Origin of the sequence: Streptomyces sp. NPDC127100 (assembly GCF_042724095.1) — a bacterium.
Taxonomy (GTDB): domain Bacteria; phylum Actinomycetota; class Actinomycetes; order Streptomycetales; family Streptomycetaceae; genus Streptomyces.
This window is the reverse complement of sequence record NZ_JBHXFL010000022.1, coordinates 64,166-89,297: the sequence shown is the minus strand read 5'-3', so window position 1 is coordinate 89,297 and position 25,132 is coordinate 64,166. Positions and strand designations below refer to the sequence as shown.

Sequence of the window (25,132 nt, the reverse complement as noted above, 5' to 3'; positions counted from 1 at the left end):
GTGGTGCTGGAAGTGAGGGTCTGGGCCGCTCGCGCGGCGGGTTCACCAGCAAGCTCCACCTGAGCGCGGACGGCCGCTGCCGTCCGCTGTCCCTGATCGTCACTCCAGGTCAGCGCCGCCGATCCGTGGCAGGAGCGGCCGACCCCTGCGCCGCCCCCGCCGGGTCTACGCGGACCGCGGCTATGACCACGATGTCTACCGCGACAAGGTCCGCCGGCTCGAGATCACCCCGGTCATCGCCAGACGCGGCGCCGAACACGGCTCTTGCCTTGGCGTCCACCACTGGGTCGTAGAGGGCGCCATCGCGCTGCTGCACTGGTTCCGGCGCCTGCGCATCCGCTGGGAGATTCGCGACGACATCCACCAAGCCTTCATCACCCTCGGCTGCACCATCATCTGCTGGCGACGGCTGAAGACCTCGGTCAGTCCCTAGTGCTGGGCGTCGTTGTCGCTGCCGAAGCCGGGTGCGTCGGTGGACAGCAGGTGTTGGGCGCCGCCTTCGAGGGCCTTGGCCGTCTCGGTGGAGCGGGGGAGCATGGTCTTCTCGTAGGTGCGGATCGCGTCGGCGACGGTGGTGGCGTTCGCGAGAGCGAGGGCGATCTCGCTGGCGTCGAGCATGGCGAGGTTGACGCCGACGCCGAGCGGGGGCATGAGGTGGGCGGCATCTCCGAGCAGGGTCACCGTCGGGTTGTGTCCCCACGTGTGCGGGACCGGCAGGGCGAAGATGGGACGGTCGACGTAGGGGCCGTCGTTCTCGGTGATCATCCGGCGTAGGCGGGGCGACCAGTGGGCGTACTCGCCCAGGAGCAGGGCGCGGATGCCGTCGGTGTCCTCGACTGTCAGGCCGCTCGTGCTGATCCAGTCGACCGGGACGCGTTGGATGATGTAGACGCGGATGTGGTTTCCGCTGTTGCGCTGGGCGAACAGGCCGCGCTCGCCGTCGGCTGCGTGGGCGCTGCCCTGGCCGACCAACTCGGCCAGGTCCGGGTGTCGGTTCTCGACGTCTGAGAACCATGCTTCCAGGAAGCTCACCCCGGTGTATTCGGGGACGGCGGGGGACACGGCCGGGCGGACGCGGGAGAAGGCGCCGTCGGCGCCGATGACCAGATCGGTCTGGATGGTCGTGCCGTCGGTGAAGTGCAATTGCCGCGGACCGTCGTCGGGTCCACTGACCTTGTCGATGGCGCGGCCCCAGCGCACGGTTCCCGGTTGCAGGGAGTCGAGTAGCAGGTTGCGCAGCTGGCCACGGTCGATTTCCGGCTTGAAGAGTTCGTCGGGCGCCGGGACTTCATGGGACGTGATCGTGCCGGTCGGGTCCATCTGGCGCATTTCCTGCCCTTCGGGGCGGGCGAGCTTGAAGAACTCGTCGAGCAGACCGGCTTCGCGCAGGGCGATCTGGCCGCTGTCGGCGTGCAGGTCGAGGGTGCCGCCCTGGTTGCGGGCGTCGGGGCCCCGGTCGCGGTCGTAGACGGTGACCGCTATGCCGTGCTGCTGGAGGATGCGGGCGCAGGTCAGTCCGCCGGGGCCGGCACCGATGACGCTGATGCGTGCCCGGGTGGGTTCTGAGGAGTTCATGGTTGTCCCTTTCAGTCGGCGAAGAGAGGCGAGCAGGCCGGGCGTTGTCGACCTCGGCACCAACACCGGATGTGCCCCGTGGAAGGTCTTTCAGGTGAACAGGTCGGCGCGGTGCAGACGATGACCAGGCCGACGAGGGTGTGCCGCTCAGGTGCTCGCGCATATTCATAGAATCAGAGCCAGTCGAAAAGTGCAACGACTCTACTTAACGACTGATTCGACTATCGAGTACGCTGTAGTCATGACCGAGCCCTCTGTCAGCCGCCGCGACCGCAAGAAGGCGGCCACCCGGCAGGCGATCGCCGACGCCGCACTGCGACTCTTCCTGGAGCGCGGCTACGATCAGGTGAGCATCCGTGACATCGCCGACGCCGCCGACGTGTCGACCGCTACGGTGTTCAAGCACTTCAGCGGCAAGGAAGCACTGGTATTCGACCAGGACGAAGACCGGGAGTCACAGCTGATCGCCGCGGTGCGGCAGCGCCGCTCCGATCAGAGCATCCTCGATGCCCTTCGACAGCACGTCCTGGACACCTGGCCGTCGATCGAGGCGCATCCTCAGGCTGCCGAGTTCACCAACCTGGTGAACTCAACGCCGGTGCTGCGCGCCTACGCCGAACGCATGTGGACCCGGTACACCGACAGCCTCAGCGCAGTCATCGCCGACGAGTTCGGCGTGGGGCACGACAACCTCGCATGTGTGGCTCTTGCCCGATTCGTACTCGAGGTCCCGGTGCTCGCTCGCGGCCGGCAGGACCGCCGGGCCGCCATCGAGGCAATCTTCGACATCCTCATCCACGGCTGGGAGCCACCGAGCAAGCCGCCCGCGCCGTAGCACCTGGACCGCTTCCCGGGCCCGTCCTCGACCAGCCTCGGCTTGACTCACTACACCTATCGGTCGCACTCACCCCCTGCCTGGCAAACGAGATCTGACGCCCCGTTGTTCCAAAACGGCAAGCACCTCATTTCTGATCCCCGTCCTTAGGGCCTGCAGATCAAGGCGGGCCGCGGGGGAGAGCGGCCACCGGTCGCCTTCAGCGGCGTTCACTCCTCCCTGCCCGCGTGGACGGGCGCCCGTGCTGGAGACGAGGTGTACGCGCTGCATGTCAACCGGCGCGAGGTTTTTTGGTGAGTCGGCTGCGGGTGATCGACATGGATCGACGCGACTGCCGCGGTGCGGCACCCGCAACCTGGGAGGGTCCTGCGTATCCCGGGCACGGTGACTGGTCGATGCTCGGCGCCGGCGGCTGTGGCGCCATGGCGGTGCACGTGGACGCGACGCCCGTACGCTTCGACGTGGCCATCCCCGGTGAACTGCTTGCCAGACTCACCTGGCGCAACCGCCGAGGTCAGACCCGCGGTCTGAAGTACGTGGTGGAGGGCCGTCCTGAGAGCTCGGTCAGCCTCCAGGGGTTCTACCGTCTGACCCCCGAGGCAGCGTGCGAGTTGGCGGAAGTCGTCGGCAGCTCCGCCCCCTGAGACTGAGGGACGAGCGAGGCATGAGCGTCCGGCAGCGTCGCGCCCCCCTACCGCTGAGCACGAGTGAGTGCGGTTGCCAGTTGCGTGCCTGGATCGCCGGTGAAGCAGCGGCGGGAGTGACCGGTCGGCCATGTCGAGATCCCGTCGTCCACCCACCGAGGAACGACGTGGAAGTGCAGGTGAGGGACGGACTGTTCCGATCCCGGTCCGCTGGCGCTCAGGATGTTGACGCCCGAGGCGTCCAGGGCCGTGCGCATGGCCGCTGCCACGCGCTGGACCAGCATCATCGACGCAGTCAGGACATCGGGCGGGGTGTCGAACACGTCCGTGAAGTGGCTGGTGGGGATAACCAGTGTGTGCCCCGGCGCGAGCGGGTTCAGTGGGGTGAATGCACAGGTCTCAGCCTCGCGGGCTACCCAGCGTGCGGTGCCCTCACGGATGAGTTGGCAGAAGACGCAGTCCACGCCGCCTACCCTGTCACAGTCCGCCCGGGGCTCCGGTCCCGGCGGGCGTGATTTACCGGTCTTGGACCTGCCTTCCTGTGGGTTGATTACACAGAAGTTGAGCCAGAGCCCGTTCTCATGGACAAAGCCATCCCGGCCCGGCCGGCCTCTCAACCCGCCTCCCGGGCCTCCACGCCGCCGGCAAGCCACGACACTCGCCGCCGTCCCAGGCGCCCGCGGGCGGGCGGCCTTGGGCCCGCTGAACCCGAGGCGAGAGGCTGCCGGCCCAGGCGGCTGTCCCTGGTGCAGGAATGCGCGCAGGTCTTCAGCGACTGCCGTCATCCCTTCCCCGGCCTCGATCATGGTCGTCACCGTGCACGTCCAGTCTGCGGATAGGGGGTCGGGCCGAAGCGTCCAGCCCAAAGACACGTGACCACCCGAGCCGAAGACCGCGGTCACGACCAGGTGATTGTTGCTCCAGACGCGTTCGCCTTCCCAGCCGCGGAAGTCCCGTGCGAGGCCGTCGAAGAACGCACTCATGTCGTCCCAGACGGTGACGGTCACGGTCTCGAGCCGAGCCCGCATGCCGTCAGCAACGGCCTCGACCGCGAAGGCCGACTCGTACTCATCCGCCCGCGCCCAGTCGAACAACCGGACACGGGGCGCCAGCGCCCCGCCCTCACCGCGGTGATGCTGCCCGGCGCGTTGTTCGTCCCGGTGCTGACGGTGGCCGGTCTGACGGTCACAGCGCTGGCCCCGCCGGGGACGACGACCGAGGCGGTCGGCTGGATGTTCGGCGCGATCCGTCTCGGGCTGGCCGCATGAACGGCTCTGGCCGGTCCCCTCGGCGGCCACTTCGCGCTGCCGCTCATGGCCGCCGCCCTGGGCGTGCTCATACTCACCGCCTGCACCCACACCCGCGCGCCTGCCACCGCGTGAGCACCGTAGTAGGGCCCGCCATCACCAAGATGAATACTCACCCCGGGTCAGCCCTGGCGCACGTTGGCTGCTGCTCCGGAGCCGGGCTGGAGGTCACGACACCGTGTCACGCTGTTCCGCAGCGACTGCGAAGCAGTTCCACACCGTCGCCTTCGAGATCGTCCAGGTACGTGGCGCGCCCCGTCATGGCCATGATCAAGGCTACGGTTCGGCCGGACACGAGGGGCCCCGAACCGCTGGTGAACGGGCTGTCGTCGGCCACGAGTCGCAGGCCGCTGACGCGGCCTTTGGCGACGACTACAAGGTCTGATCCCTGGTAGTACCCGGCCGCCTTCGCCACGGCATCGATCGGATAGTCACGGCGGATGCCCAGTGGGCGCCGGATGTCTTCTGCGTGCACGATCGCCTCGCCCAGCATGGCGATGGCAGGCAGGGGAGGCTTGGTCGTGCTCGGGACGGTTCGACGGAAACGTTCAAGAGTCGCGCCCGGGGTCGTGCCGAGTTGCTGGGCCAGCCGCATGGCCACCTGTTTGTCGAAGTCGAACCGGCAGCGGATCACACCTGCCAGCCAGCGCATCGTGTTGAGGCTCGCGCCCGCGGTCAGGTGCGCCAGCACCTCACGCACTGTCAGGCCAGTGCAAAGCGATGGCGTCGCCCACTGCTCGTCCGTCAGATCTGCCAGATCGGCTGCCAGCGCCGCTCGCTCAGCGTGGATCAAGGGCCACACCCCGGCCTCACGCCTGCGGTTCGCTGTCAGTGCCGCATTACTCATATGGGCTGTACTCCTGTCCAGAATCGTGAACTGCGTGCCCCGGCGCAGGACTCCGACAGGGGTATTCATGAAAGAGACTGTTGCTCCCGAGGAATGTCATCGCCGTTGAGTAATCTTTCTGCCGCCTGAATCCGGATGGCACCCGCACGGCGGCTACCACAACTTCCTCCGCCATCCGCTGGGCGGTCGGAAGCCGCCGGGGACTCGGCGACGGCTACCTCCAGCTCGACTGGGACAACGACGGCAAGGGCCACCGCTCCTACCGCTTCACCGCATCCCCCGCCGTCTGGGCCAGGCCGTCAGTGGGGGCCGAGCCGGGCACGGCACGCTCCGCTGGTAGCCTTCCAGGCCGCTACCGCACGGAGCAGCAGAGCGTCAGGAACCCAACGTCTGGATGCAGCACAGTCAAAGGAGTGGACGTGGGCGGGAACCCTCGGACAGCGGCACTGGAGCAGGTCGTGCCGACGGCGCACGGAGTGGATGAGCGGATCGACTGGAGTGAGCTCGAGGAGATCTGGGGGACCCGGTTTCCCGCCGACTACGTCGCCTTCATGCAGGTGTACGGGGCAGGGCGGCTCAGTGGAGAAGTCGGCATCGTGTTGCCGGTTCCGCGGCCCGACGCCTATTCGGACGGCACCGGCCTGCGGCAGGAGACGGCGAACGCCCGGGGTACCTGGGAGATGCTCGGCGGCAGAGCGGCCCTGGACGTGGACCAGGATTCCATCCTGGCCTGGGGCGTCACCAGTGGCGCGGACATCTACTGCTGGCTGACCACGGGCGACGATCCCGACCTGTGGCCCGTGCTCGTGTGCGGGCGGCACACGAATCCCCACCTCCAGGTCCACCCGTTCGGAATGGCCGAGTTCCTGCGCAGACTGCTCACCGACGAAGAATTCCAGGAGGAGACGATCAGCGTCGGCCTCCCCGACGAGCCCTCCTTCGTCAACTGGCGTGAGGAGCAACGCCGTTTTGATGCGGGCCTCGACCCCTCCACAGGTGAGCCCTGGTAGGGAGCAGGCCCTTCGGAGCGGCCGATGGACGCGAGGCCTTGGGTGTGGCCGTCCTTGCCCGGTTCGTGCGTCAGGTGCGCAGATACGACGCGCCGTTGAGGTCGACGACACTTCCCGAGGCCCACGCCGCCGCCGGGGAGGCGAGGAAATGCACAGCGGCGGCGATCTCTTCCGGGGTGCCGACCCGCCCGAAGGGACTCTCCCCGCGCAGGCGCTCGCCCTCCGGGCCGGACAGCTTGGCCGTCTGCCGTTCCGTGGCCACGAATCCAGGTGCGACGGACGTGACCGTGATGCCGTGCGGGGCCAGCGCCACGGCCAGCGACTGGCCGAGAGCGTGCAGAGCTGCTTTGGTCGCCCCGTAGGCGGGGAAGTCCGGTTCGCCGCGGAACGCGCCGCGCGAGCCGACGTTCACGATGGCACCATAGGCGCCCCGGTCGACGAGGTGGCGGGCCACGGCCCAGCTCAGGTCGGCCGCGCCCAGCAGGTTGACGTCCACCATGCGCCGCCAGACCTGCTGCCAGTGGTCCAGCGGGGTCTGTGCGATCGGATGCCGGGTGTCCGCCGCGGGCGCCACGGCCGCGTTGTTCACGAGTACGTCCACGGTGCCGAGCGCGGCCACCGCCTCGGTCACCACTCGCTCGGCCGCTCCGGGTTCGCCCAGGTCGGCCTGGAGCAGCGTGTGCCCGGTGCCGGGCAGTTCCCGCAGAGTCCGTTCGGCGTCCGCACGACGGGCGGCGTACTGCACCGCGACTCGGTCGCCGCCGGCGGCGAAGGCCATCGCGACGGCGCGGCCGATGCCGCGCGATGCGCCGGTGACCAGTACGCCCCTCACCTGGCTCATCGGGCGAACACCATCGACTCGTCGCGGAAGGCCTTGAACTCCAGGGCGTTGCCCGCGGGGTCACGGAAGAACATGGTCCACTGCTCACCGGGCTCGCCTGGAAAGCGACGGTGCGGCTCGATGTCGAAGGACACGCCGGCGGCTCGCAGCCGCTCGGCGAGCTCGTGGAACTGCTCCTCCTCCAGCAGGAGACCGTAGTGCGGGATCGGCACCCGGTGCTGTCCGACCAGGCTGGTACCGGCCGGTTGCGGCGCGGTCGGCACGAGGTGGGTCACCAGCTGGTGCCCCTCGAGGTTCCAGTCGACCCAGTGGTCGGTGCTGCGTCCCTCCGGCAGGCCCAGCACCTGCCCGTAGAAGCCGCGGGCGGCGGCCAGGTCGTCGACCGGAATGGCCAGGTGGACAGCGGGTCGATGAGACATCGGGGGTCCTCTCCGGCGGGCTCGGCGTCCCGGGCAGCGTGTCCCGGCCGTGCCCCAATGTCAACATCAGGACAAGGAGGTGCCCAAGGCGGGGACGGGGGCTGGCGCCAGAGTTGTCCGGATGTCAGCATCGGGGGATGTCCTCTGCACTGCCGAAGGCGGCCCGGCGCGGTCTGGCCGACGAAGCCGCCGACTTGGTGCGGGCGGCCATCTTCTCGGGTCATTTCCCGCCTGGAGCCGCACTGCGGGAAGTGGAGCTGGCCGAGCGCCTCGGGGTCAGCCGTGGCTCGGTCCGGGAAGGGCTGGCCCGGCTGGCGCAGGAAGGCCTGGTTCGCGGCGGCTGGCACCGCGGCACCACCGTCATCGAGGTGACGGCCGAGGACGTGCAGGAGGTCTACGCGCTGAGGGCCGCGCTGGACCGTCTGGCCGCGACCACCGCGCGGCGGACCGCGACGGCGGAGCAACTGGCCGGCCTCGATCGGCTGGTGGCCGAGATGGCGACCGGGATCGCCGGAGGCAGCGAAGCTCGCCGACTGGTGGCACTGGACATCGCCTTCCACGACCAGATCTACGCAGCCGCCGGAAACGGCCGGCTCACCACCGCCTGGCAGGCGATCCGCTCCCAGCTGCACCTGTTCCAACTACGTCGCGTCGACGCGGATTACGACCATTACCGTGCGCGTGTGGTCGACGAGCATCGTGAACTCGCCGTTCTTCTGCGCTCCGGCGACAGCCGCACCCTGGCCCGCCGGGCCGAAGAGCACGTGGAGTCCGCACGGCGCAGCCTGCTGACCAGCTTGCCGGCCCGCGCGTGACGGAGGGCGCCGAGGTCTCAGGCCATCGGGTCCGCATCGGCTGAGGTCGGATGCCGGCCCGGGAAGAGAGGCCGGCGCTCCGGACGTACTCCATGGGCGAACTCCGTCGCGCCGAGGCGGCGTTCCTTTCCTGTCGCAGACGGGCAGGTGGGTGACCTCTGTGACCGAAGTGCCACCGGCCGCGACGGCCCGTCGGTGCCGGTAACCAACTGCTGTGCCGTCCCGAGCCGTTGACAAAGTCGATACGCGGTAGAAACCTGTCACCTCAGCGCTGCAAAAGATTGACGAAATCACTCAACTTTTGGATTTGAGAGCGGGCCTGGCTTCTCCTCGGCTTCTTCCGGGCCTGCCGACCACCACCGCCCACCAGGCGCACCGGCCCCTACTGCCCGACGCTCACCGCCGCTCGGCGCTCCCGTGCCTCGGCGTGCGGTGTGCGCCGGGCCACGCGCGGCGGGCCGGTGGCCCGGGCACTCAGGGAAAGGAACGAGAGAGCCTCATGAGAGGAAGACATCCGGGCCGGCGGGTATCCGTCGGCCTCGTGACGGCGGGTCTGCTCACGGCGGGCGCGCTCCCCGTGACCGCCCACGCGGCCACGGCGGAGGGCCCGAACCTGGCGCTGGGCCGACCGGTGACGACAGGCGGGGCCCTCGGCGGCTACCCGGCGAGCAATGTCACCGACGGCAGCCAGGCCTCGTACTGGGAGGGGCCCACGGGCTCGTTCCCGCAGTGGGTGCAGATCGACCTCGGGACCAGATCCGAGCTCGACGACGTCGTACTGAAACTCCCCGCCTCCTGGGAGGCCCGCACCGAGACCATCAGCGTCCAGGGCAGCACCGACGGCCAGGCGTTCTCCACCCTCTCGGCGGGCGCCGCGAGGAACTTCTCCCCGAACGCCGCGGGCACCGTGGCCGTCGGCGTCGACGGGGAGGCCCGGTACGTCAGGGTCCAGGTGACCGGCAACACGGGCTGGAACGCGGCCCAGTTGTCCGAGGTGGAGGTCCACGGCGACGCCGGGGGAGGGGATCCCGGGACCCCGCCCGCCGGCACCAACCTCGCCCTGCGCAAGCCGATGGAGGCCTCGTCGACCACCCAGAACTACGTCGCCGCCAACGCCAACGACGGCAGCACATCCACCTACTGGGAGGCGAGCGGCCAGCCGTCGACACTGACCACCCGGCTCGGTGCGGACGCCGACCTGAGCGGGGTCGTCGTCAAGCTCAACCCCGACCCGGTCTGGAGCACCCGCACGCAGAGCATCCAGGTACTCGGCCGACGGGCAGGCGCCACCGATTTCACCTCCCTGAAGAGCCGTGCCGACTACACCTTCAGCCCGGCGCAGAACAACAACACGGTGACCATCCCCGTCTCCGGCCGGTACGCGGACGTGCGCCTGGAGTTCTCCGGCAACACCGGCGCCGGCGGGGGACAGGTCGCGGAGTTCGAGGTCATCGGCGCGGCCGCTCCCGCACCCGACCTGACCGTGACCTCCCTCACCTGGTCACCCGCGGCGCCCTCCGAGTCGGACTCGGTCACCGTCGAGGCCACGGTCCGCAACGACGGCAGTGCCGCCTCGCCCGCGACCACGGTGGACGTCAGCCTCGAGGGCACCGTCGCCGGCAGCGCCGCTGTCGGCGCGCTCGCCCCAGGCACGTCGGTGAAGGTGCCCGTGCACGTCGGCAAGCGGCCCATGGGCAGCTACACCGTCTCCGCGGTCGTCGATCCCTCCGACTCCGTCGCCGAACTCGACAACAGCAACAACAGCCGCAACGCCGGCTCGAAACTGGTCGTCGGCCAGGCACCGGGCCCGGACCTCGAGGTCACGGGCATCACCACCAACCCGCCCAGCCCCGCCGTCGGAGCCAAGGTCGGCTTCACCGTCGCCGTGCGCAACCGGGGCACGAGCCCCGTGCCCGCCGGATCGGTCACCCGGCTCACCGTCGGCGGCACCACCCTGAACGGCACCACCGGCGCCATCGCGGCCGGTGCCACCACGAACGTGGCCATCAGCGGCGACTGGACCGCGACCAGCGGGGGAGCGACACTCACCGCCACCGCGGACGCCACCTCCGTCGTCCAGGAGACCAACGAGGACAACAACACCTTCGCCCGCTCGCTCGTCGTCGGCCGCGGCGCCGCCGTGCCGTACGTCGAGTACGAGGCGGAGGGCGGCCGTTACAACGGCACCCTGCTCAAGGCGGACGCCAAGCGGACCTTCGGGCACACCAACTTCGCCACCGAGTCCTCCGGACGCCGGGCGGTCCGGCTCGACTCGGGCGGACAGTACGTGGAGTTCACCTCCACCACGCCGTCCAACTCGGTCGTCGTGCGCAACTCGATCCCGGACGCGGCCGGCGGCGGCGGACAGGAGGCGACGATCAGCCTCTACGCGAACGGCGAGTTCGTCCGCAAGCTCAACCTGTCGTCCAAGCACAGCTGGCTCTACGGCACCACCGACGACCCGGAGGGCCTGACCAACCGCCCCGGCGGTGACGCCCGGCGCCTGTTCGACGAGTCCCACGCCCTGCTCACCGAGACCTACCCGGCGGGCACCACGTTCCGCCTCCAGCGCGACGCCGGCGACAACGCCGCCTTCTACGTCATCGACCTCGTCGACCTGGAGCAGGTCGCCCCCGCGGCCGCCAAGCCCGCGGAATGCGTCTCCATCACCGACTACGGAGCCGTGCCCAACGACGGCCTCGACGACGCGGACGCCATCCAGCGTGCCGTCACGGCGGACCAGAAGGGGGAGATCCCCTGCGTCTGGATCCCGGCGGGCCAATGGCGCCAGGAGAAGAAGATCCTCACCGACGACCCGCAGAACCGGGGCCAGTACAACCAGGTCGGCATCCGCGACGTCACCCTGCGCGGCGCCGGCATGTGGCACTCCCAGCTGTACTCGCTGATCCAGCCGCAGGACGCGGGCGGCATCAACCACCCGCACGAGGGCAACTTCGGGTTCGACATCGACGACAACACCAAGATCTCCGACATCGCCGTCTTCGGCTCCGGCACCATCCGCGGCGGAGACGGCGGTGCCGAGGGCGGCGTTGCGCTCAACGGCCGCTTCGGCAGGAACACCAGGATCACCAACGTGTGGATCGAGCACTCCAACGTCGGAGCCTGGGTCGGCAGGGACTACTCAAACATCCCCGAGCTCTGGGGCCCCGCCGACGGCCTGGAGTTCAACGGCGTACGCATCCGCAACACCTACGCCGACGGCGTCAACTTCTCCAACGGAACCCGCAACTCGACCGTCTACAACTCCTCCTTCCGCAACACCGGCGACGACGCGCTGGCCGTGTGGGCCAACAAGTACGTGAAGGACACCTCCGTCGACGTCGGCCACGACAACCATTTCCGGAACAACACCGTCCAGCTGCCCTGGCGGGCCAACGGCGTGGCGATCTACGGCGGTCATGGCAACACCGTGGAGAACAACCTGATCTCCGACACCATGAACTACCCGGGGATCATGCTGGCCACCGACCACGACCCCCTGCCCTTCTCCGGTCAGACCCTCCTCGCCAATAACGGCCTGTACCGCACGGGCGGGGCGTTCTGGGGCGAGGCCCAGGAGTTCGGCGCGATCACCCTCTTCGCCCAGGGTCAGGACATCCCCGGCGTGACGATCCGCGACACCGACATCCACGACTCCACCTACGACGGCATCCAGTTCAAGACGGGCGGCGGCGCCATGCCCGACGTGCAGATCAGGAACGTCACCATCGCCAAGTCCAACAACGGGTCCGGAATCCTCGCGATGGGCGGGGCGCGCGGCAGCGCCACCCTGGCCAACGTGACGATCACCGACTCGGCCCAGGGCGACCTGGTGAAGGAACCCGGATCACAGTTCACGTTCAACGGCTCGGCCGACGGATCCGCCGCCTCGCGCGGCTGACCACGGCATCACCGAGGTGGGGGGGGGGCCGCCCCCGCCCCCCCCCCCCCCCCCCCCCCCCCCCCCCCCCCCCCCCCCCCCCCCCCCTGGGTGCGCCGGGGGACCGCCCGGGGGCGCTGGAAGGACCGGACCACGCCCGGCGGCGCCCCCCCCGCCCCCCCCCACCGCACCCCCCACCCATCCCACCGCCGTGCCCCGCCGCCCCGGCGGGGCCGAGATCGGGGACGCATGACAACCCGCAGACGACCGTCACGGAGCCTGTGCGCCGTGGTGACCACCGGCCTCCTGCTCCTGGGCGGCCCCCTGGTGACCTCCGCGTCGGCGGCCGGCGGCCCCAATGTCGCCGCCGGCGACCCCACCGCCGCGAGCAGCTCGCACAGCGAGTACGGGGCCGCGAACATCACCGACGGCAACCAGGGCACCTACTGGCAGAGCGCCGGCAGCGAACTCCCCCAGTGGGTCCAGACGGACCTCGGCACCACCACCCGTATCGACGAGGTGGTCCTCAGACTGCCCGCCTCCTGGGAACGGCGCAGCCAGACCCTGGCGGTGCAGGGCAGCGCCGACGGCATCAGCTTCACCACCCTCAAGGCGTCCGCCGCCTACTCCTTCGAACCCGGCTCGGGCAACACCGTCACGGTGAGCTTCCCCGCCACCCGGACCCGGTTCGTGCGGGTGGCCGTCACCGCCAACACCGGCTGGCAGGCCGCCCAGTTGTCCGAGCTGGAGGTGCACTCCGCCGGGGAGTCATCCGTCAACCTGGCCCGCGGACGCACCTTCACGGCCAGCAGCCGGACGGAGGTCTACAGCCCCGCCAACGCCGGCGACGGCAACAAGGCCACCTACTGGGAGAGCCGCAACAACGACCTCCCCCAGTGGCTGCAGACCGACCTGGGTTCCGCCGTGCGCGTCGACCGCGTCGTCCTGCGCCTCCCCGACGGCTGGGGCGCGCGCACCCAGACCCTGAAGATCCAGGGCAGCACCAACGGATCGGACTTCACCGACCTGACCGCGAGCGCGACCCACACGTTCGCGCCGTCGGAGGGCAACTCGACGACCATCTCCTTCGACGCCGTCACCACTCGCCACGTCCGCGTCCTGGTCACCGCCAACAGCGTCCAGCCCGGCGCCCAGGTGTCCGAGCTGGAGGTCTACGGGCCCACGACCGGCGACACCCAGGCGCCCTCCGCGCCGCCGCGCCTGACGCTCACCGAACCAGGCACCGGCCAGATCCGCCTGACCTGGGACGCGGCCACGGACGACACCGGCGTGACCGCCTACGACGTCTACGCCGACGGCGACCTGCTGACCTCGGTCGGCGGGAACGTCACGACGTACACCGACACCCGGCCCGCGGGCACCCGTGTCAGCTACTTCGTGCGTGCCAGGGACGCGGCGGGCAACCAGTCCGCGAACAGCGACACCGTGACCCGCGCGGCCGACGACGGCGACACCGAGGCCCCCACCGCCCCCGTGAACCTGTCCCTCACCGAGCCCGAGGCCGGCCGGATCCGGCTCACCTGGGGCGCCTCCGCCGACAACAGGGCCGTGACCGGCTACGACATCTACGCCAACAACATCCGGCGCGCCTCCGTCGCCGGTGACGTGACCACCTGGACGGACACCCAGCCCGCCTCCGCGACCGTCACCTACACCGTGCGCGCCAGGGACGCGGCGGGCAACCAGTCACCGCCCGGCAACCAGGTGACCCGCAACGGCAGCGGAGCCGACGCCGACCTGGCGGTGGGCAAGCCCATCGAGGCCTCCTCCGTGATCCACACGTACGTCGCGGCCAACGCCAACGACAACAACACGGCGACGTACTGGGAGGGCGGCGCGGGAACCTACCCGAACACCCTCACCGTCAAGCTGGGCGCCAACGCGGACGTCGACCGGCTGGTGCTGCGCCTCGACCCCGACTGGGGCGGCCGCACCCAGACCATCGAGATCCAGGGCCGGGAGCAGAGCGCGACCGGCTTCACCCCGCTGGTCGCCGCCAAGGACTACGCGTTCACCCCGGCCGGGCGGAACACCGTCACCGTCCCGGTGGGCAAGCGCACCGCCGACGTGCGGCTGCGCTTCACCGCCAACAGCGGCGCGACGGCCGGACAGATCGCCGAGTTCCAGGTCATGGGCGTCGCCGCGCCCAACCCCGACCTGGAGGTGACGAAGCTGACCACGTCACCGGCGGCGCCCGTGGAGTCGGACCACATCACCGTCTCCGCGACCGTCCGCAACAGCGGGGCGGCCGACGCCCCGGCCAGCAGGCTCGCCGTGCGGCTCGGCGGCTCCACCGTGGCCACCGCGCAGGTAGGGGCGCTGGGAGCGGGGGAGCAGACCACGGTCACCGCGTCCCTCGGCAACCGCGAGGCGGGGACCTATCCGCTGAGCGCCGTGGCCGACGACGGCGACGCGGTGATCGAACAGAACGAGACCAACAACACCTACACCGGCCCGGACGCGCTGGTCGTCAAACCGGTCGCCAGCTCCGACCTGGTCGTCGCGGCGGTGAGCACGTCTCCGTCGTCCCCGGCCGCCGGGGACGACGTCACCTTCCGCGTCGCCCTGAAGAACCAGGGCACGGTGGCCTCCGCGGGTGGCGACCACCGGATCACCCTCACCCTGACCGACAGCAAGGGCGCGATCGTCAGAACCCTGACAGGCACCCACACCGGCGTCATCGCTTCCGGCGCCACCACCACCGCCGTCACCCTCGGCTCGTGGAAGGCCGTCAACGGGTCGTACAGCGCCAAGGCCGTGGTCGACCCCGACGCGGCGGAGATACCGGCCAAGCGGGACAACAACACCTCCACCAAGCCCCTGTTCGTCGGGCGCGGCGCCAACATGCCGTACGACATGTACGAGGCCGAGGACGGCTCGCTCGGTGGCGGCGCCAGGGTCGTCGGGCCCAACCGGACCGTCGGCGATCTCGCCGGCGAGGCCTCGGGCCGCAAGGCGGTCACCCTGACCGGCACCGGTCAGTACGTCGAGTTCACGACCCGGGCCACCACCAACACCCTGGTCACCCGCTTCTCGATCCCGGACGCGCCGGGCGGCGGCGGCATCGACTCGACGATCAGCGTCTACGTGGACGGCGTCAAGAAGAAGACGCTGCCGCTCACGTCCCGCTACGCCTGGCTGTACGGGGCGGAGGCCGCGCCCGGGAACTCGCCCGGCTCCGGGGCGCCGCGCCACATCTACGACGAGGCGCACCTCATGTTCGACCAGACCGTGCCCGCGGGGTCGAGGATCCGGCTCCAGAAGGACGCCTCGGACTCCACCACGTACGCCTTCGACTTCGTGAACCTGGAGCAGGTGGCGCCCGTAGCCAACCCGGACCCGGCCACGTACGCCGTACCCGCCGGACTCACCCACCAGGACGTGCAGAACGCCCTGGACCGGGTGCGCATGGACACCTCGGGCAAGCTCGTCGGCGTGTACCTGCCGTCCGGGGACTACCAGACGTCCAGCAAGTTCCAGGTGTACGGCAAGGCGGTCGAGGTCGTCGGCGCCGGGCCGTGGTACACCCGGTTCCACGCTCCCGAGGGGCAGTCGAACACCGACATCGGCTTCCGGACCGAGGCCACCGCCAAGGGCTCGTCCTTCGCCAACTTCGCCTACTTCGGCAACTACACCTCGCGCATCGACGGGCCGGGCAAGGTCTTCGACTTCCAGAACGTGTCGGACATCGTCATCGACAACATCTGGAGCGAGCACATGGTGTGCCTGTACTGGGGTGCCAACACCGACCGGATGACGATCAAGAACTCCCGCATCCGCAACACGTTCGCCGACGGCGTCAACATGACCAACGGGTCGACGGACAACCTGGTCTCCAACAACGACGCCCGGGCGACCGGCGACGACAGTTTCGCGCTGTTCTCGGCGATCGACGCCGGCGGCGCGGACATGAAGAACAATCTCTACGAGAACCTGACGACCACGCTGACCTGGCGTGCCGCCGGTGTCGCCGTGTACGGCGGCTACGACAACACCTTCCGCAACATCCGTATCGCGGACACCCTGGTGTACTCCGGCATCACCATCTCGTCGCTGGACTTCGGCTATCCGATGAACGGCTTCGGGACCGCCCCGACCACCTTCGAGAACATCTCGGTCGAACGGGCCGGCGGGCACTTCTGGGGCGCGCAGACCTTCCCCGGCATCTGGGTCTTCTCCGCCTCGAAGGTCTTCCAGGGCATCCGCGTCAACCACGTGGACATCGTCGACCCCACCTACAGCGGCATCATGTTCCAGACGAACTATGTGGGCGGGCAGCCGCAGTACCCCGTCAAGGACACCGTCTTCACGGACGTCACCATCACGGGGGCGCACAAGAGCGGTGACGCCTACGACGCCAGGTCCGGTTTCGGCCTGTGGGCCAACGAGATGCCGGAGCAGGGGCAGGGCCCGGCGGTCGGCGAGGTCACCTTCAACGGGCTGAAGCTCGAGGACAACGCCGTGGACGTCCGCAACACGACCTCGACCTTCAAAATCAACATCAACACTTAGCCGAGCCGTCCCCGTCGCAGATCGGCCATGTGTAGCGCAAACCCTTGCGGGGGTTTGCGCTACGCTTGCGTGTATGACGCGACGACTTGCTCAAGTGGCGAAGAAGGTGGGAGTCAGTGAGGCCACGGTCAGCCGGGTCCTCAACGGCAAGCCGGGGGTGTCGGAGGCGACACGGCAGTCGGTGCTGACGGCGCTGGACGTCCTGGGGTACGAACGTCCGACGCAACTGCGGGGGGAGCGGGCCCGCCTGGTGGGGCTGGTGCTGCCGGAGCTGCAGAACCCCATCTTCCCGGCGTTCGCCGAGGTGATCGGCAGCGCGCTGGCGCAGCAGGGGCTGACGCCGGTGTTGTGCACGCAGACGAAGGGGGGTGTGTCCGAGGCCGACTACGTGGAGCTGCTGCTCCAGCAGCAGGTCTCGGGCGTGATCTTCGCGGGTGGGCTGTTCGCGCAGGCGGACGCGCCGCACGAGCACTACCGGCTGCTGGCCCGGCGGCGCATCCCCGTCGTCCTGATGAACGCGGCCATCAAAGGGCTCGACTTCCCCAGCGTCGCGTGCGACGACGTGGTGGCGACCGAGCAGTCCTGGCGCCATCTCGTGTCGCTCGGCCACGAGCGGATCGGGCTGGTGCTCGGCCCTTCGGACCACATCCCCTCCCGTCGCAGGCTCCGGGCCGCCGCCCGGGCCGCCGGCGGCTTCCTGGCCGACGAGTTCGTGCAACGGTCGATGTTCTCCCTGGAGGGCGGCCAGGCGGCCGCCTCGCGGCTGCTGGACGAGGGGGTGACGGGCATCGTGTGCGCCAGCGACCCCCTGGCCCTCGGAGCGGTCCGGGCCGCCCGCAGGCGGGGTCTGAGGGTGCCGGAGGACGTGTCCGTGGTGGGGTACGACGACTCCGCGTTCATGACGTGCACCGAGCCGCCGCTGACCACGGTGCGCCAGCCGATCGAGGCGATGGGGCGCGCCGCGGTCGAGTTGCTGGCCACTCGGATCCAGGGCGGCGACGTGCCCCACGACGAGTTGCTGTTCGAACCGGAACTGGTGGTTCGTGCGTCGACCGCCCAGGCCGCGGGTCTGCGGGCCGCCACCACCCCTGCCGTCGTCGACCTGGTGGCCGGTGACTGACGGGCTTTTCGTCCGGTTGAGCGTCCGTTCTGTCTCGGTGCACCGAGGTCTTGTCAAACAATTACGACATCAGCGTGAGATCTTGCGTTCACTTGTTCGTGGTGGTTGAGTGAGCGGCGCCCCGCAACGCATCGGCGACGGGGCGCCTTCCTCGTTCATGCCCGAAGGGGTCCACCCATGAGAAGTGCTCGGCTGTCCGGTGTCCGCAGTGTCGGCGCCATGACCCTTGTCTCCACGCTCATGCTCACCGCGCTCGCCGCCTGCGGAACGAGCAGCAGCGACGACGGCAACGGTTCCTCGAGCGGAGGGTCCTCGGACCCGGCAGCTCCGCTGGACCCGAAGACCAAGGTCACGCTCACCATCGACTGCATGCCCCCGACGGCCAAGGCGGCCGAGCTCAAGGAGTGGAAGGAGGACGTCGAGGAGTTCAACAAGACCTACCCCAACGTCACCATCCAGGGCCGCTCCACCCCGGGCCAGTGCCTGGAACCCCCGCGGTTCACGGCCATGCTGAAGGCCAAGTCGCAGCCGGACGTCTTCTACACCTACTTCACCGACCTGCCGCAGGTGCTGGACAACGACGGAGCGGAGGACATCACCGCGTACGTCAACGACAGGACGGTGCCGCTGCTGAAGGACATCGACCCGGACGTCCTCGCCTCGCTCAAGAGCGACGGCAAGCTCTACGGCCTGCCCACCAGCAACTACACCATGGGCCTGCTGATCAACCGCAAGCTCTTCGAGCAGGCCGGCCTCGACCCCGACACACCTCCGCGCACCTGGGAGCAGGTCCGCACCGCGGCCGGGAAGATCGCCGGCCTCGGCAACGGCATCGCCGGCTTCGGCGAGTACAGCGCCGGAAACACCGGCGGCTGGCACTTCACGGCGCACATGTACAGCCTGGGCGGCGACGTCGTCGACGCGAGCGGCAGGAAGGCGGCCTTCAACGACGCCCTGGGGCACCAGGTCGCGCAGAACCTGCACGACATGCGCTGGCAGGACGACAGCATGGGCAAGACGCAGCTGCTGAAGTGGGGCGACCTGCAGAAGCAGATCGCCACCGACAAGCTCGGCATGTTCCTCGCGGCGCCCGACGACATCGCCTACATGGTCCAGCAACTCGGCGCCAAGTACGAGAACTTCGGCATGGGCCCGATCCCCGGTGAGAAGAACACCCTCGCCGGCGGCAACAGCTACATGATCAAGAAGGGCATCTCCGGCGACAAGGTCAAGGCCGCGATCGCCTGGCTGAACTTCAAGAACCTCTCCGTCGGCAAGGGCCAGTTCGACTGGGAGCGCACCAAGGCCGACAATCTGCCGGTGGGCATCCCGCAGCCCAACTTCTGGACGGGTGAGTCGAAGACCAAGGACGACGCCGCCCGCAAGCAGAACGCCACCATGCCGGTCGCCAACTTCAAGTCCTTCATGGACAACCCGGTCGCGGGCAAGGCCGAGCCGCCGAAGGCCCAGGAGATCTACAAGGTCCTCGACAACGTGATGTCCGGGATCCTCACCAACGAGGACGCCGACATCGACAAGCTGCTGGACACCGCCGAGAGCCAGGTCAACCAGGTGCTCGCCCACCAGTGAGCGCACCCCGGCGGGGCGGCGCGACCGCCCCGCCGGACGCCGCCCCCAGGGGCGCGGACCCGACCACCTGTGGCATCCGGGGCGACGCCCCGGCGGACCAGTCAAGGAGCGACGATGTCGGCCCCCAGCATGACCCCGAGCAAGGCGGCCAGTCACCGCCGCACCCCGCCGCACGCGGCGGCCCCAGAGCCACCGGGCGGCCGCTTCGCCAAGAGCCTGCGGCGCAACCTCACGGCCCACGGCTTCCTGATCGGCGCGGTGCTCTGCTTCGCCGTGTTCTCGTGGTACCCGATGATCCGCGAGTTCTTCCTCGCCTTCCAGAAGACGGACAACGGCGACGTCAGCTGGGTGGGGCTGGACAACCTCACCACGGTGTTCAACGACCCCGCGTTCTGGCAGGCGTGGCGCAACACCCTGCTCTTCACACTCCTCGCCCTGGTCTTCGGCTTCGCCGTACCGTTCGTCGTCGCCGTCGTGATCAACGAGTTCCGGCACGGCAAGGGATACCTGCGGCTGCTCGTCTACCTGCCGGTGATGCTCCCGCCCGTCGCCTCGGTCCTGCTGTTCAAGTACCTGTACGACCCGGGGTACGGGCTGCTCAACGAGGTGTTCGGCTTCCTCGGTCTGCCCGCGCAGCAGTGGCTCCAGGACCCGGACACCTCGATGCTCTCGATCGTCATCGCCTCCACCTGGATGAACATGGGCGGTGCCGCCCTCATCTACCTCGCAGCCCTCCAGGGAATTCCCGGGGAGCTCTACGAGGCGGCGGAGCTGGACGGGGCCGGGGTGCTGCGCAAGATCTGGCACGTGACCATTCCGCAGACGCGGCTGATCCTCTCCCTGATGCTGCTGATGCAGGTCATCTCCACCATGCAGGTCTTCGTCGAGCCCTTCCTGCTCACCGGCGGAGCCGGCCCCGAGGGGTCCACCACCACCGTCGTCTACCTCATCTACCAGTACGCCTTCAACTTCAACGACTACGGCGCCGCGGCAGCCCTGGGGCTGCTCCTGCTCGTCATCCTCGCCGGCTTCTCTGCGGCATACGTCAAGCTCAACCGCGCCGAGAACGAGTAGGAACCGGAGCCCCGGCATGTCCACACGCACGCTCATCTCACCGGCCCAGCTCGCCAGGCCCCGCGGCAAGGCCGTCTACTGGGTGACGTTCACCGTCGTCGTCGCCGGCTTCACCCTCGTGTTCCTCGGACCGCTGTACTGGATGATCTCCAGCGGCTTCAAGGACACGCAGGAGGTGATCCAGACCCCGCCGACACTCGTCCCCGGCTCCTTCGAGCCGGACAACTACTCCAGGGCCTGGGAGGTCATGGACCTGGCCAAGCTGCTGTTCAACACCCTTTACTACGCGTTCGGCGCCCTGGCCTTCCAACTGGTCCTCGACGTCGCCGCGGCGTACTCGCTCTCCAAGCTCCGTCCCGTCTTCGGCAAGGCCGTCCTCGGGGCGATGCTGGCGACGCTGATGATCCCCGCGACCGTCCTGGTCGTCCCCCAGTACCTCACCGTGCTCGACGTGCCCGTCGTCGAACGCAACCTCCTCAACACCCCCTGGGCCATCTGGCTCCCGTCGGTCACCAACGCGTTCAACATCTTCCTGCTGAAGCGGTTCTTCGACTCGATCCCCAAGGAACTGCTGGACGCGGCCGCCATGGACGGCGCGAGCCCGATGCGCACGCTCCGGTCGATCGTCCTGCCGATCTCCCGCCCGATCCTCGGCGTGGTCTCCATCTTCGCGATCGTCGGCGTCTGGAAGGACTTCCTCTGGCCGATGCTCACCCTGCCCGACCCGGCCATGCAGACCCTGAACGTCGGCATCTACTCGCTCTCCAACGGCGTACCGATGAACGTGCTGATCGCCGCGCTCACCATCGCCTCACTGCCGACGCTCCTGATCTTCCTGATCTTCCAGCGCAACATCATGAGCGGCCTCACCGCCGGCGGGCTCAAGGGCTGACCCATCCGGAGCCCCGCACCCCGCCTCTCCCAAGCCTTCGCCGCCGACCCGTCCGCCGCCCCGCTTCCGGGCCGGCGGCGAAGACCCACCCTGCCCGAAAGGACCGCACCCGTGGCAGCCCCTCTTCCGCCCCGCACCGACGACTGGTGGCGCGACGCCGTCATCTACCAGGTGTACCCACGCAGCTTCGCCGACGGCGACGGCGACGGCACCGGGGACCTCGCGGGCGTCCGGGCGAGACTGCCCTACCTCGCCGGTCTCGGCATCGACGCCGTGTGGTTCACCCCCTGGTACGCCTCCCCCCTGGTCGACGGCGGCTACGACGTGGCCGACTACCGCACCATCGACCCCGCCTTCGGCACCCTGGACGAGGCGGAGAAACTCATCGCCGACGCCGCCGAACTCGGCATCCGCGTCATCGTCGACATCGTCCCCAACCACGTCTCCGACCAGCACGCCTGGTTCCGCGCCGCCCTCGCCGCCGGCCCCGGCAGCCCGGAGCGGGAGCGCTTCCACTTCCGGCCAGGCCGGGGTGAGAACGGCGAACTCCCGCCCAACGACTGGCCCTCGCAGTTCTCCGGCGCCACCTGGACGCGGGTGCCCGACGGCGAGTGGTACCTGCACCTGTTCACCCCCGAGCAGCCCGACCTGAACTGGGCCCACCCCGACGTCCGCCGCGAGCACGAGGACATCCTCCGCTTCTGGTTCGCCCGGGGCGTCGCCGGCGTGCGCATCGACTCGGCGGCCCTGCTCGTGAAGGACCCCGCGCTCGCCGACTTCGAGGAGGGCGTCGACCCCCACCCGTACATCGACCAGGACGAGATCCACGACATCTACCGTTCCTGGCGGTCGATCGCCGACGAGTACGGCGCCGTGTTCGTCGGCGAGGTCTGGCTGCCCGACGCCGAGCGCTTCGCCCGGTACCTGCGCCCCGACGAACTGCACACCGCCTTCAACTTCAACCTCCTCACCTGCCCGTGGGACCCCGACCGGCTGCGCGCCACCATCGACGCGACCCTCGCCGAGCACGCTCCCGTCGGCGCCCCCGCCACCTGGGTCCTCGCCAACCACGACGTCACCCGGACGGTCACCCGCTACGGCCGCGCCGACACCGCGTTCGACTTCGCGACCAAGGCGTTCGGCACCCCGACCGACCTGGCGCTCGGCACCCGCAGGGCACGCGCCGCCGCCCTGCTGACCCTGGCCCTTCCCGGCTCGGTCTACCTCTACCAGGGGGAGGAACTGGGGCTGCCGGAAGCCGACATCCCCCTGGACCGCATCCAGGACCCCATGCACTTCCGCTCCGGTGGCACCGACCCGGGACGCGACGGCTGCCGGGTGCCGTTGCCGTGGACGGCCACGGCACCCTGGTGGGGATTCGGTTCGGCGACGGAACCGTGGCTGCCGCAGCCCGGTGACTGGGCCCGCTACGCCGTCGACCGGCAGCTCGACGACCCGGGGTCGATGCTCACGCTGTACCGGGAGGCCCTGGTGCTGCGCCGGACCGGCAAGGGCTTCGGAGACGGCCCCATGACCTGGCTGCCCGCCCCGGAGGGCGTCCTGGCCTTCAGCCGGACGGACGGCCTGGTCTGCGTGGTCAACCTGTCCGGCGAACCGGCCGGCCTGCCCCCGCACGAGCGGATACTGCTCTCCAGCGCCCCGCTCGCCCCCGACGGCCTCCTGCCGTGCGACACGGCGGTGTGGCTGCGGACCGGGCGCCGTGCACGGACATGAGGGCACCGCGCGAGGGCACCGCGCACCGCCCGGCCGGCCTCCGGCCGGGTCGCCTGCGGGTACGGCGTCATGTGGAGCGGTCGAGTCCGTCGTGCGCGTCGGCCGCCGCTCCCCGGCCGGACACGGCCGACGGCATGGGCGGCAGGCCCGCGGAGAGGCCCGGCAACAGGACGGGTTCCAGCCGTACCCGCTCCTGCCTGCGCAGGTAGCGTTCCAGCTCCGGTGGCCGGTAGTCCGCGTTCCGGTCGTGACGCTCCTTAGCGGGCACCGAGAGGAACTCGTTGCCGTCGGGCTGGCCGTCCTCGCCCACCGCCTCCCCGAGGGGCCGGTGCAGCGGCTCGGCCAGTCGGTACATACCCGTCCGCGAGACGTGGAGAGTGTCCGAACCGTCCGGCCGCACGCGGAAGTCGACGCATTCCGAAGGCCGCATCACCCGCGGCCCGTCCGTGCTCAGCGCCTCGGTGTCGAACTCCAGCCCATGCCTGCGGGCCTGGTCGACCATCCACAGCAGGGCGACGTCGGACAGTCCCGTCTCCCGGTAACCGCCACCGACGTCGCAGTGCACTCCGGCGAACCACACCTGCTTCAGCTCCTGACCCGAGGCGGCGGCACCGGACTTCTGATGCCACAGCGTCGGCCGGAACGCCGAGCGCTGCTCGTCGACGGCCAGCGCGTGGAAGGCCGCCTTGACCCAGCCGCTCAGTTCGGTGTTGTGGAACGCCCAGCGGTGGTTGAAGCGCTCCGCCGCCGGCTGGAGCCATGCCGCGTCCGGAACCGGGACGCCCAGGGCGCCGACCGTGTCCCACACCCCGACGAAACCGATCTCCGTCTCGCGCGCGTACGAGCGGCGGAACAAGGTGGCGGCCGCGCCGTTCGGTTGCTCGATCCGGTCACGGTACAGAGCCCAGGCCTCAGGAATCCGGTCCGCGTGGTCCCGACGCACGATGCCGCTGTTGCGTACCAGCCCCGCGAGGCTGCGGGCCGTGAACGCGCCGCGGCTGAAGCCGAACAGGAACAGTTCGTCGTCGGGCTCGTACGTCTCGACAAGGAACCGGTAGGCGTCGAGGATGTTCCGGGACAACCCCACACCGAACGCGCCGCCCCGCAGGCGCTCTCCCCGCCGGCTGCCGACACCACTGTGGTAGTAGACGCGTTGCTCCGTCCCGGCGACGGGCCCGGGGAGCACGGACAGGGCGACCTTGGCGACGTTCGTCTTGCTCGGCTGGTCGGCGACATTCCATGTCCCGTCGCAGCAGACGACCAGACGCTTGGCCATGACCATCCCTCCTCGCGAAAGCTCGGAACGGCACACAACGCAGCCCCCGTCACGCGTTGTGCGCCGCCTGGTTGTTGCCGTCTCAGGGCCCCGGCCCTACCGCATCACATGGGTCCCGGCCAGAGCGGCGCTCAGACGGTTCTTGATCCGGCCCCGCATCGAGGCCATGGTGAAGCCCTTGGGGTCGATCTTGCCGGGCTGCCATTCCAGGTGGCCGATCACGCTGCGCTCGGTCCAGTGGTGAGCCCGGCAGATGGCGGCGGCCGCCTTCTCGATCGCCTCCAGCTGCTCCTGGGGCCAGGGGTCGACGCCGTCGCCGAGGTTGATCGCCTCGAAGCCGTAGAAGTGCTGGTTGCCGTCGGTGTTGGCCTCGTTGTCGGGCGGCAGGGCGACCTCGTCGATCACCGCGCGCAGTACGTCGTCGTCACCGAGCCCGGCGTGGTTGGCGCGGCCGTTGCCGACCATGTGCACGGTGCCGTCCTTGGCGATGACTCCGTGGCACAACGGCCCGGGCAGGGCGGCGTGGCCGTCGTAGCAGAGCTGGACGCTGCCCGTCGTGCCACTGGTGACCGTGTGATGGATCATCACCCCGTTCACCGGGCCCCAGGGCCCCTTGTGATTGCGGTTGTGGGTGCGCCACGACCGGTGCTCGACGACGGTGAGTCCTTCGGCGCGCAGCGCGTCGAGGAGCCGATCTGCTGACATTGGGGTGGCCATGGCTGTCCTCCTCGGGTTGCCGT

At 69.7% G+C, this 25,132-nt stretch carries 17 protein-coding genes and 3 pseudogenes; 12 read left to right on the top strand and 8 right to left on the bottom strand.

Annotated features, from left to right (window positions below; genetic code table 11):
• Positions 1 to 115 precede the first annotated feature (115 nt).
• Positions 116 to 433: pseudogene (locus ACFWJB_RS20785) on the top strand (IS5/IS1182 family transposase); the annotation flags it as partial.
• On the opposite strand, the gene ACFWJB_RS20780 reads toward ACFWJB_RS20785, so the two are convergent.
• Entirely contained in the window at positions 430 to 1,575 is a 1,146-nt protein-coding gene (locus tag ACFWJB_RS20780; RefSeq protein WP_386923891.1) for an FAD-dependent oxidoreductase, read from the bottom strand. The pseudogene ACFWJB_RS20785 and the gene ACFWJB_RS20780 sit on opposite strands and share 4 nt — an antisense overlap.
• A gap of 241 nt (positions 1,576 to 1,816) precedes the next feature.
• Between ACFWJB_RS20780 and ACFWJB_RS20775 the strand changes: the two genes are divergently transcribed.
• Together ACFWJB_RS20775 and ACFWJB_RS20770 are read left to right on the top strand one after the other, a co-directional pair.
• Positions 1,817 to 2,410, top strand: coding sequence for a TetR/AcrR family transcriptional regulator (locus ACFWJB_RS20775; RefSeq protein ID WP_386923889.1), 594 nt, complete (start codon positions 1,817 to 1,819; stop codon positions 2,408 to 2,410).
• Between the two features lie 317 nt (positions 2,411 to 2,727).
• Entirely contained in the window at positions 2,728 to 3,054 is a 327-nt protein-coding gene (locus tag ACFWJB_RS20770) for a hypothetical protein (protein WP_386923887.1), read from the top strand.
• Positions 3,055 to 3,101: 47 nt separating this feature from the next.
• Here ACFWJB_RS20770 and ACFWJB_RS20765 read toward each other — a convergent pair whose 3' ends face one another.
• The 3 genes and pseudogenes from ACFWJB_RS20765 to ACFWJB_RS20755 all read right to left on the bottom strand — a co-directional run bounded on the left by ACFWJB_RS20765 (position 3,102) and on the right by ACFWJB_RS20755 (position 5,208).
• A complete protein-coding gene (locus tag ACFWJB_RS20765) occupies positions 3,102 to 3,518 on the bottom strand; it encodes an HIT family protein (protein ID WP_386923924.1) in 417 nt (138 codons plus the stop codon).
• Positions 3,519 to 3,857: 339 nt separating this feature from the next.
• Positions 3,858 to 4,352: pseudogene (locus ACFWJB_RS20760) on the bottom strand (DUF6228 family protein); the annotation flags it as partial.
• A gap of 190 nt (positions 4,353 to 4,542) precedes the next feature.
• Positions 4,543 to 5,208, bottom strand: coding sequence for a maleylpyruvate isomerase family mycothiol-dependent enzyme (locus ACFWJB_RS20755; protein WP_386923922.1), 666 nt, complete (start codon positions 5,206 to 5,208; stop codon positions 4,543 to 4,545).
• A gap of 419 nt (positions 5,209 to 5,627) precedes the next feature.
• On the opposite strand from ACFWJB_RS20755, the gene ACFWJB_RS20750 reads away from it, so the two are divergent.
• The gene (locus ACFWJB_RS20750) at positions 5,628 to 6,218 is read left to right on the top strand and encodes an SMI1/KNR4 family protein (RefSeq protein ID WP_385464579.1); all 591 of its coding nucleotides are present in this window, start codon (positions 5,628 to 5,630) and stop codon (positions 6,216 to 6,218) included.
• Positions 6,219 to 6,288: 70 nt separating this feature from the next.
• On the opposite strand, the gene ACFWJB_RS20745 is transcribed toward ACFWJB_RS20750, so the two are convergent.
• The gene (locus ACFWJB_RS20745; RefSeq protein WP_386923885.1) at positions 6,289 to 7,059 is read right to left on the bottom strand and encodes an SDR family NAD(P)-dependent oxidoreductase; all 771 of its coding nucleotides are present in this window, start codon (positions 7,057 to 7,059) and stop codon (positions 6,289 to 6,291) included.
• Positions 7,056 to 7,478: a VOC family protein gene (locus ACFWJB_RS20740; protein ID WP_385464585.1), complete on the bottom strand. Its 423-nt coding sequence runs from the start codon at positions 7,476 to 7,478 to the stop codon at positions 7,056 to 7,058. Before ACFWJB_RS20740 ends, ACFWJB_RS20745 begins: the two co-directional genes overlap by 4 nt.
• Positions 7,479 to 7,615: 137 nt before the next feature.
• On the opposite strand from ACFWJB_RS20740, the gene ACFWJB_RS20735 reads away from it, so the two are divergent.
• The 8 genes from ACFWJB_RS20735 (at position 7,616) to ACFWJB_RS20700 (ending at position 23,116) form a co-directional block, all read left to right on the top strand.
• On the top strand, positions 7,616 to 8,293 hold the full coding sequence (locus tag ACFWJB_RS20735; protein ID WP_385464588.1) for a GntR family transcriptional regulator: 678 nt from the start codon (positions 7,616 to 7,618) through the stop codon (positions 8,291 to 8,293).
• A gap of 499 nt (positions 8,294 to 8,792) precedes the next feature.
• A complete protein-coding gene (locus ACFWJB_RS20730; RefSeq protein ID WP_386923883.1) occupies positions 8,793 to 12,194 on the top strand; it encodes a CARDB domain-containing protein in 3,402 nt (1,133 codons plus the stop codon).
• Between the two features lie 228 nt (positions 12,195 to 12,422).
• A complete protein-coding gene (locus tag ACFWJB_RS20725) occupies positions 12,423 to 16,706 on the top strand; it encodes a discoidin domain-containing protein (protein WP_386923881.1) in 4,284 nt (1,427 codons plus the stop codon).
• Positions 16,707 to 16,779: 73 nt separating this feature from the next.
• Positions 16,780 to 17,826, top strand: coding sequence for a LacI family DNA-binding transcriptional regulator (locus ACFWJB_RS20720; RefSeq protein WP_385464597.1), 1,047 nt, complete (start codon positions 16,780 to 16,782; stop codon positions 17,824 to 17,826).
• Positions 17,827 to 18,003: 177 nt separating this feature from the next.
• Positions 18,004 to 19,416: an ABC transporter substrate-binding protein gene (locus ACFWJB_RS20715; protein ID WP_386923879.1), complete on the top strand. Its 1,413-nt coding sequence runs from the start codon at positions 18,004 to 18,006 to the stop codon at positions 19,414 to 19,416.
• Positions 19,417 to 19,530: 114 nt separating this feature from the next.
• Positions 19,531 to 20,490: a carbohydrate ABC transporter permease gene (locus ACFWJB_RS20710; RefSeq protein WP_385457721.1), complete on the top strand. Its 960-nt coding sequence runs from the start codon at positions 19,531 to 19,533 to the stop codon at positions 20,488 to 20,490.
• A gap of 16 nt (positions 20,491 to 20,506) precedes the next feature.
• On the top strand, positions 20,507 to 21,382 hold the full coding sequence (locus ACFWJB_RS20705; RefSeq protein WP_385457719.1) for a carbohydrate ABC transporter permease: 876 nt from the start codon (positions 20,507 to 20,509) through the stop codon (positions 21,380 to 21,382).
• Positions 21,383 to 21,493: 111 nt separating this feature from the next.
• A complete protein-coding gene (locus ACFWJB_RS20700; protein ID WP_385457717.1) occupies positions 21,494 to 23,116 on the top strand; it encodes an alpha-amylase family glycosyl hydrolase in 1,623 nt (540 codons plus the stop codon).
• A 67-nt stretch (positions 23,117 to 23,183) separates the two neighbouring features.
• Here ACFWJB_RS20700 and ACFWJB_RS20695 read toward each other — a convergent pair whose 3' ends face one another.
• Both ACFWJB_RS20695 and ACFWJB_RS20690 read right to left on the bottom strand, forming a co-directional pair.
• Positions 23,184 to 24,392 carry a DUF2235 domain-containing protein gene (locus ACFWJB_RS20695; protein WP_385457715.1) on the bottom strand — a complete coding sequence of 403 codons (1,209 nt, stop codon included), beginning with the start codon at positions 24,390 to 24,392 and terminating at the stop codon, positions 23,184 to 23,186.
• Between the two features lie 114 nt (positions 24,393 to 24,506).
• Positions 24,507 to 25,109 (bottom strand): annotated as a pseudogene (locus ACFWJB_RS20690) (N-acetylmuramoyl-L-alanine amidase); the annotation flags it as partial.
• Positions 25,110 to 25,132 lie beyond the last annotated feature (23 nt).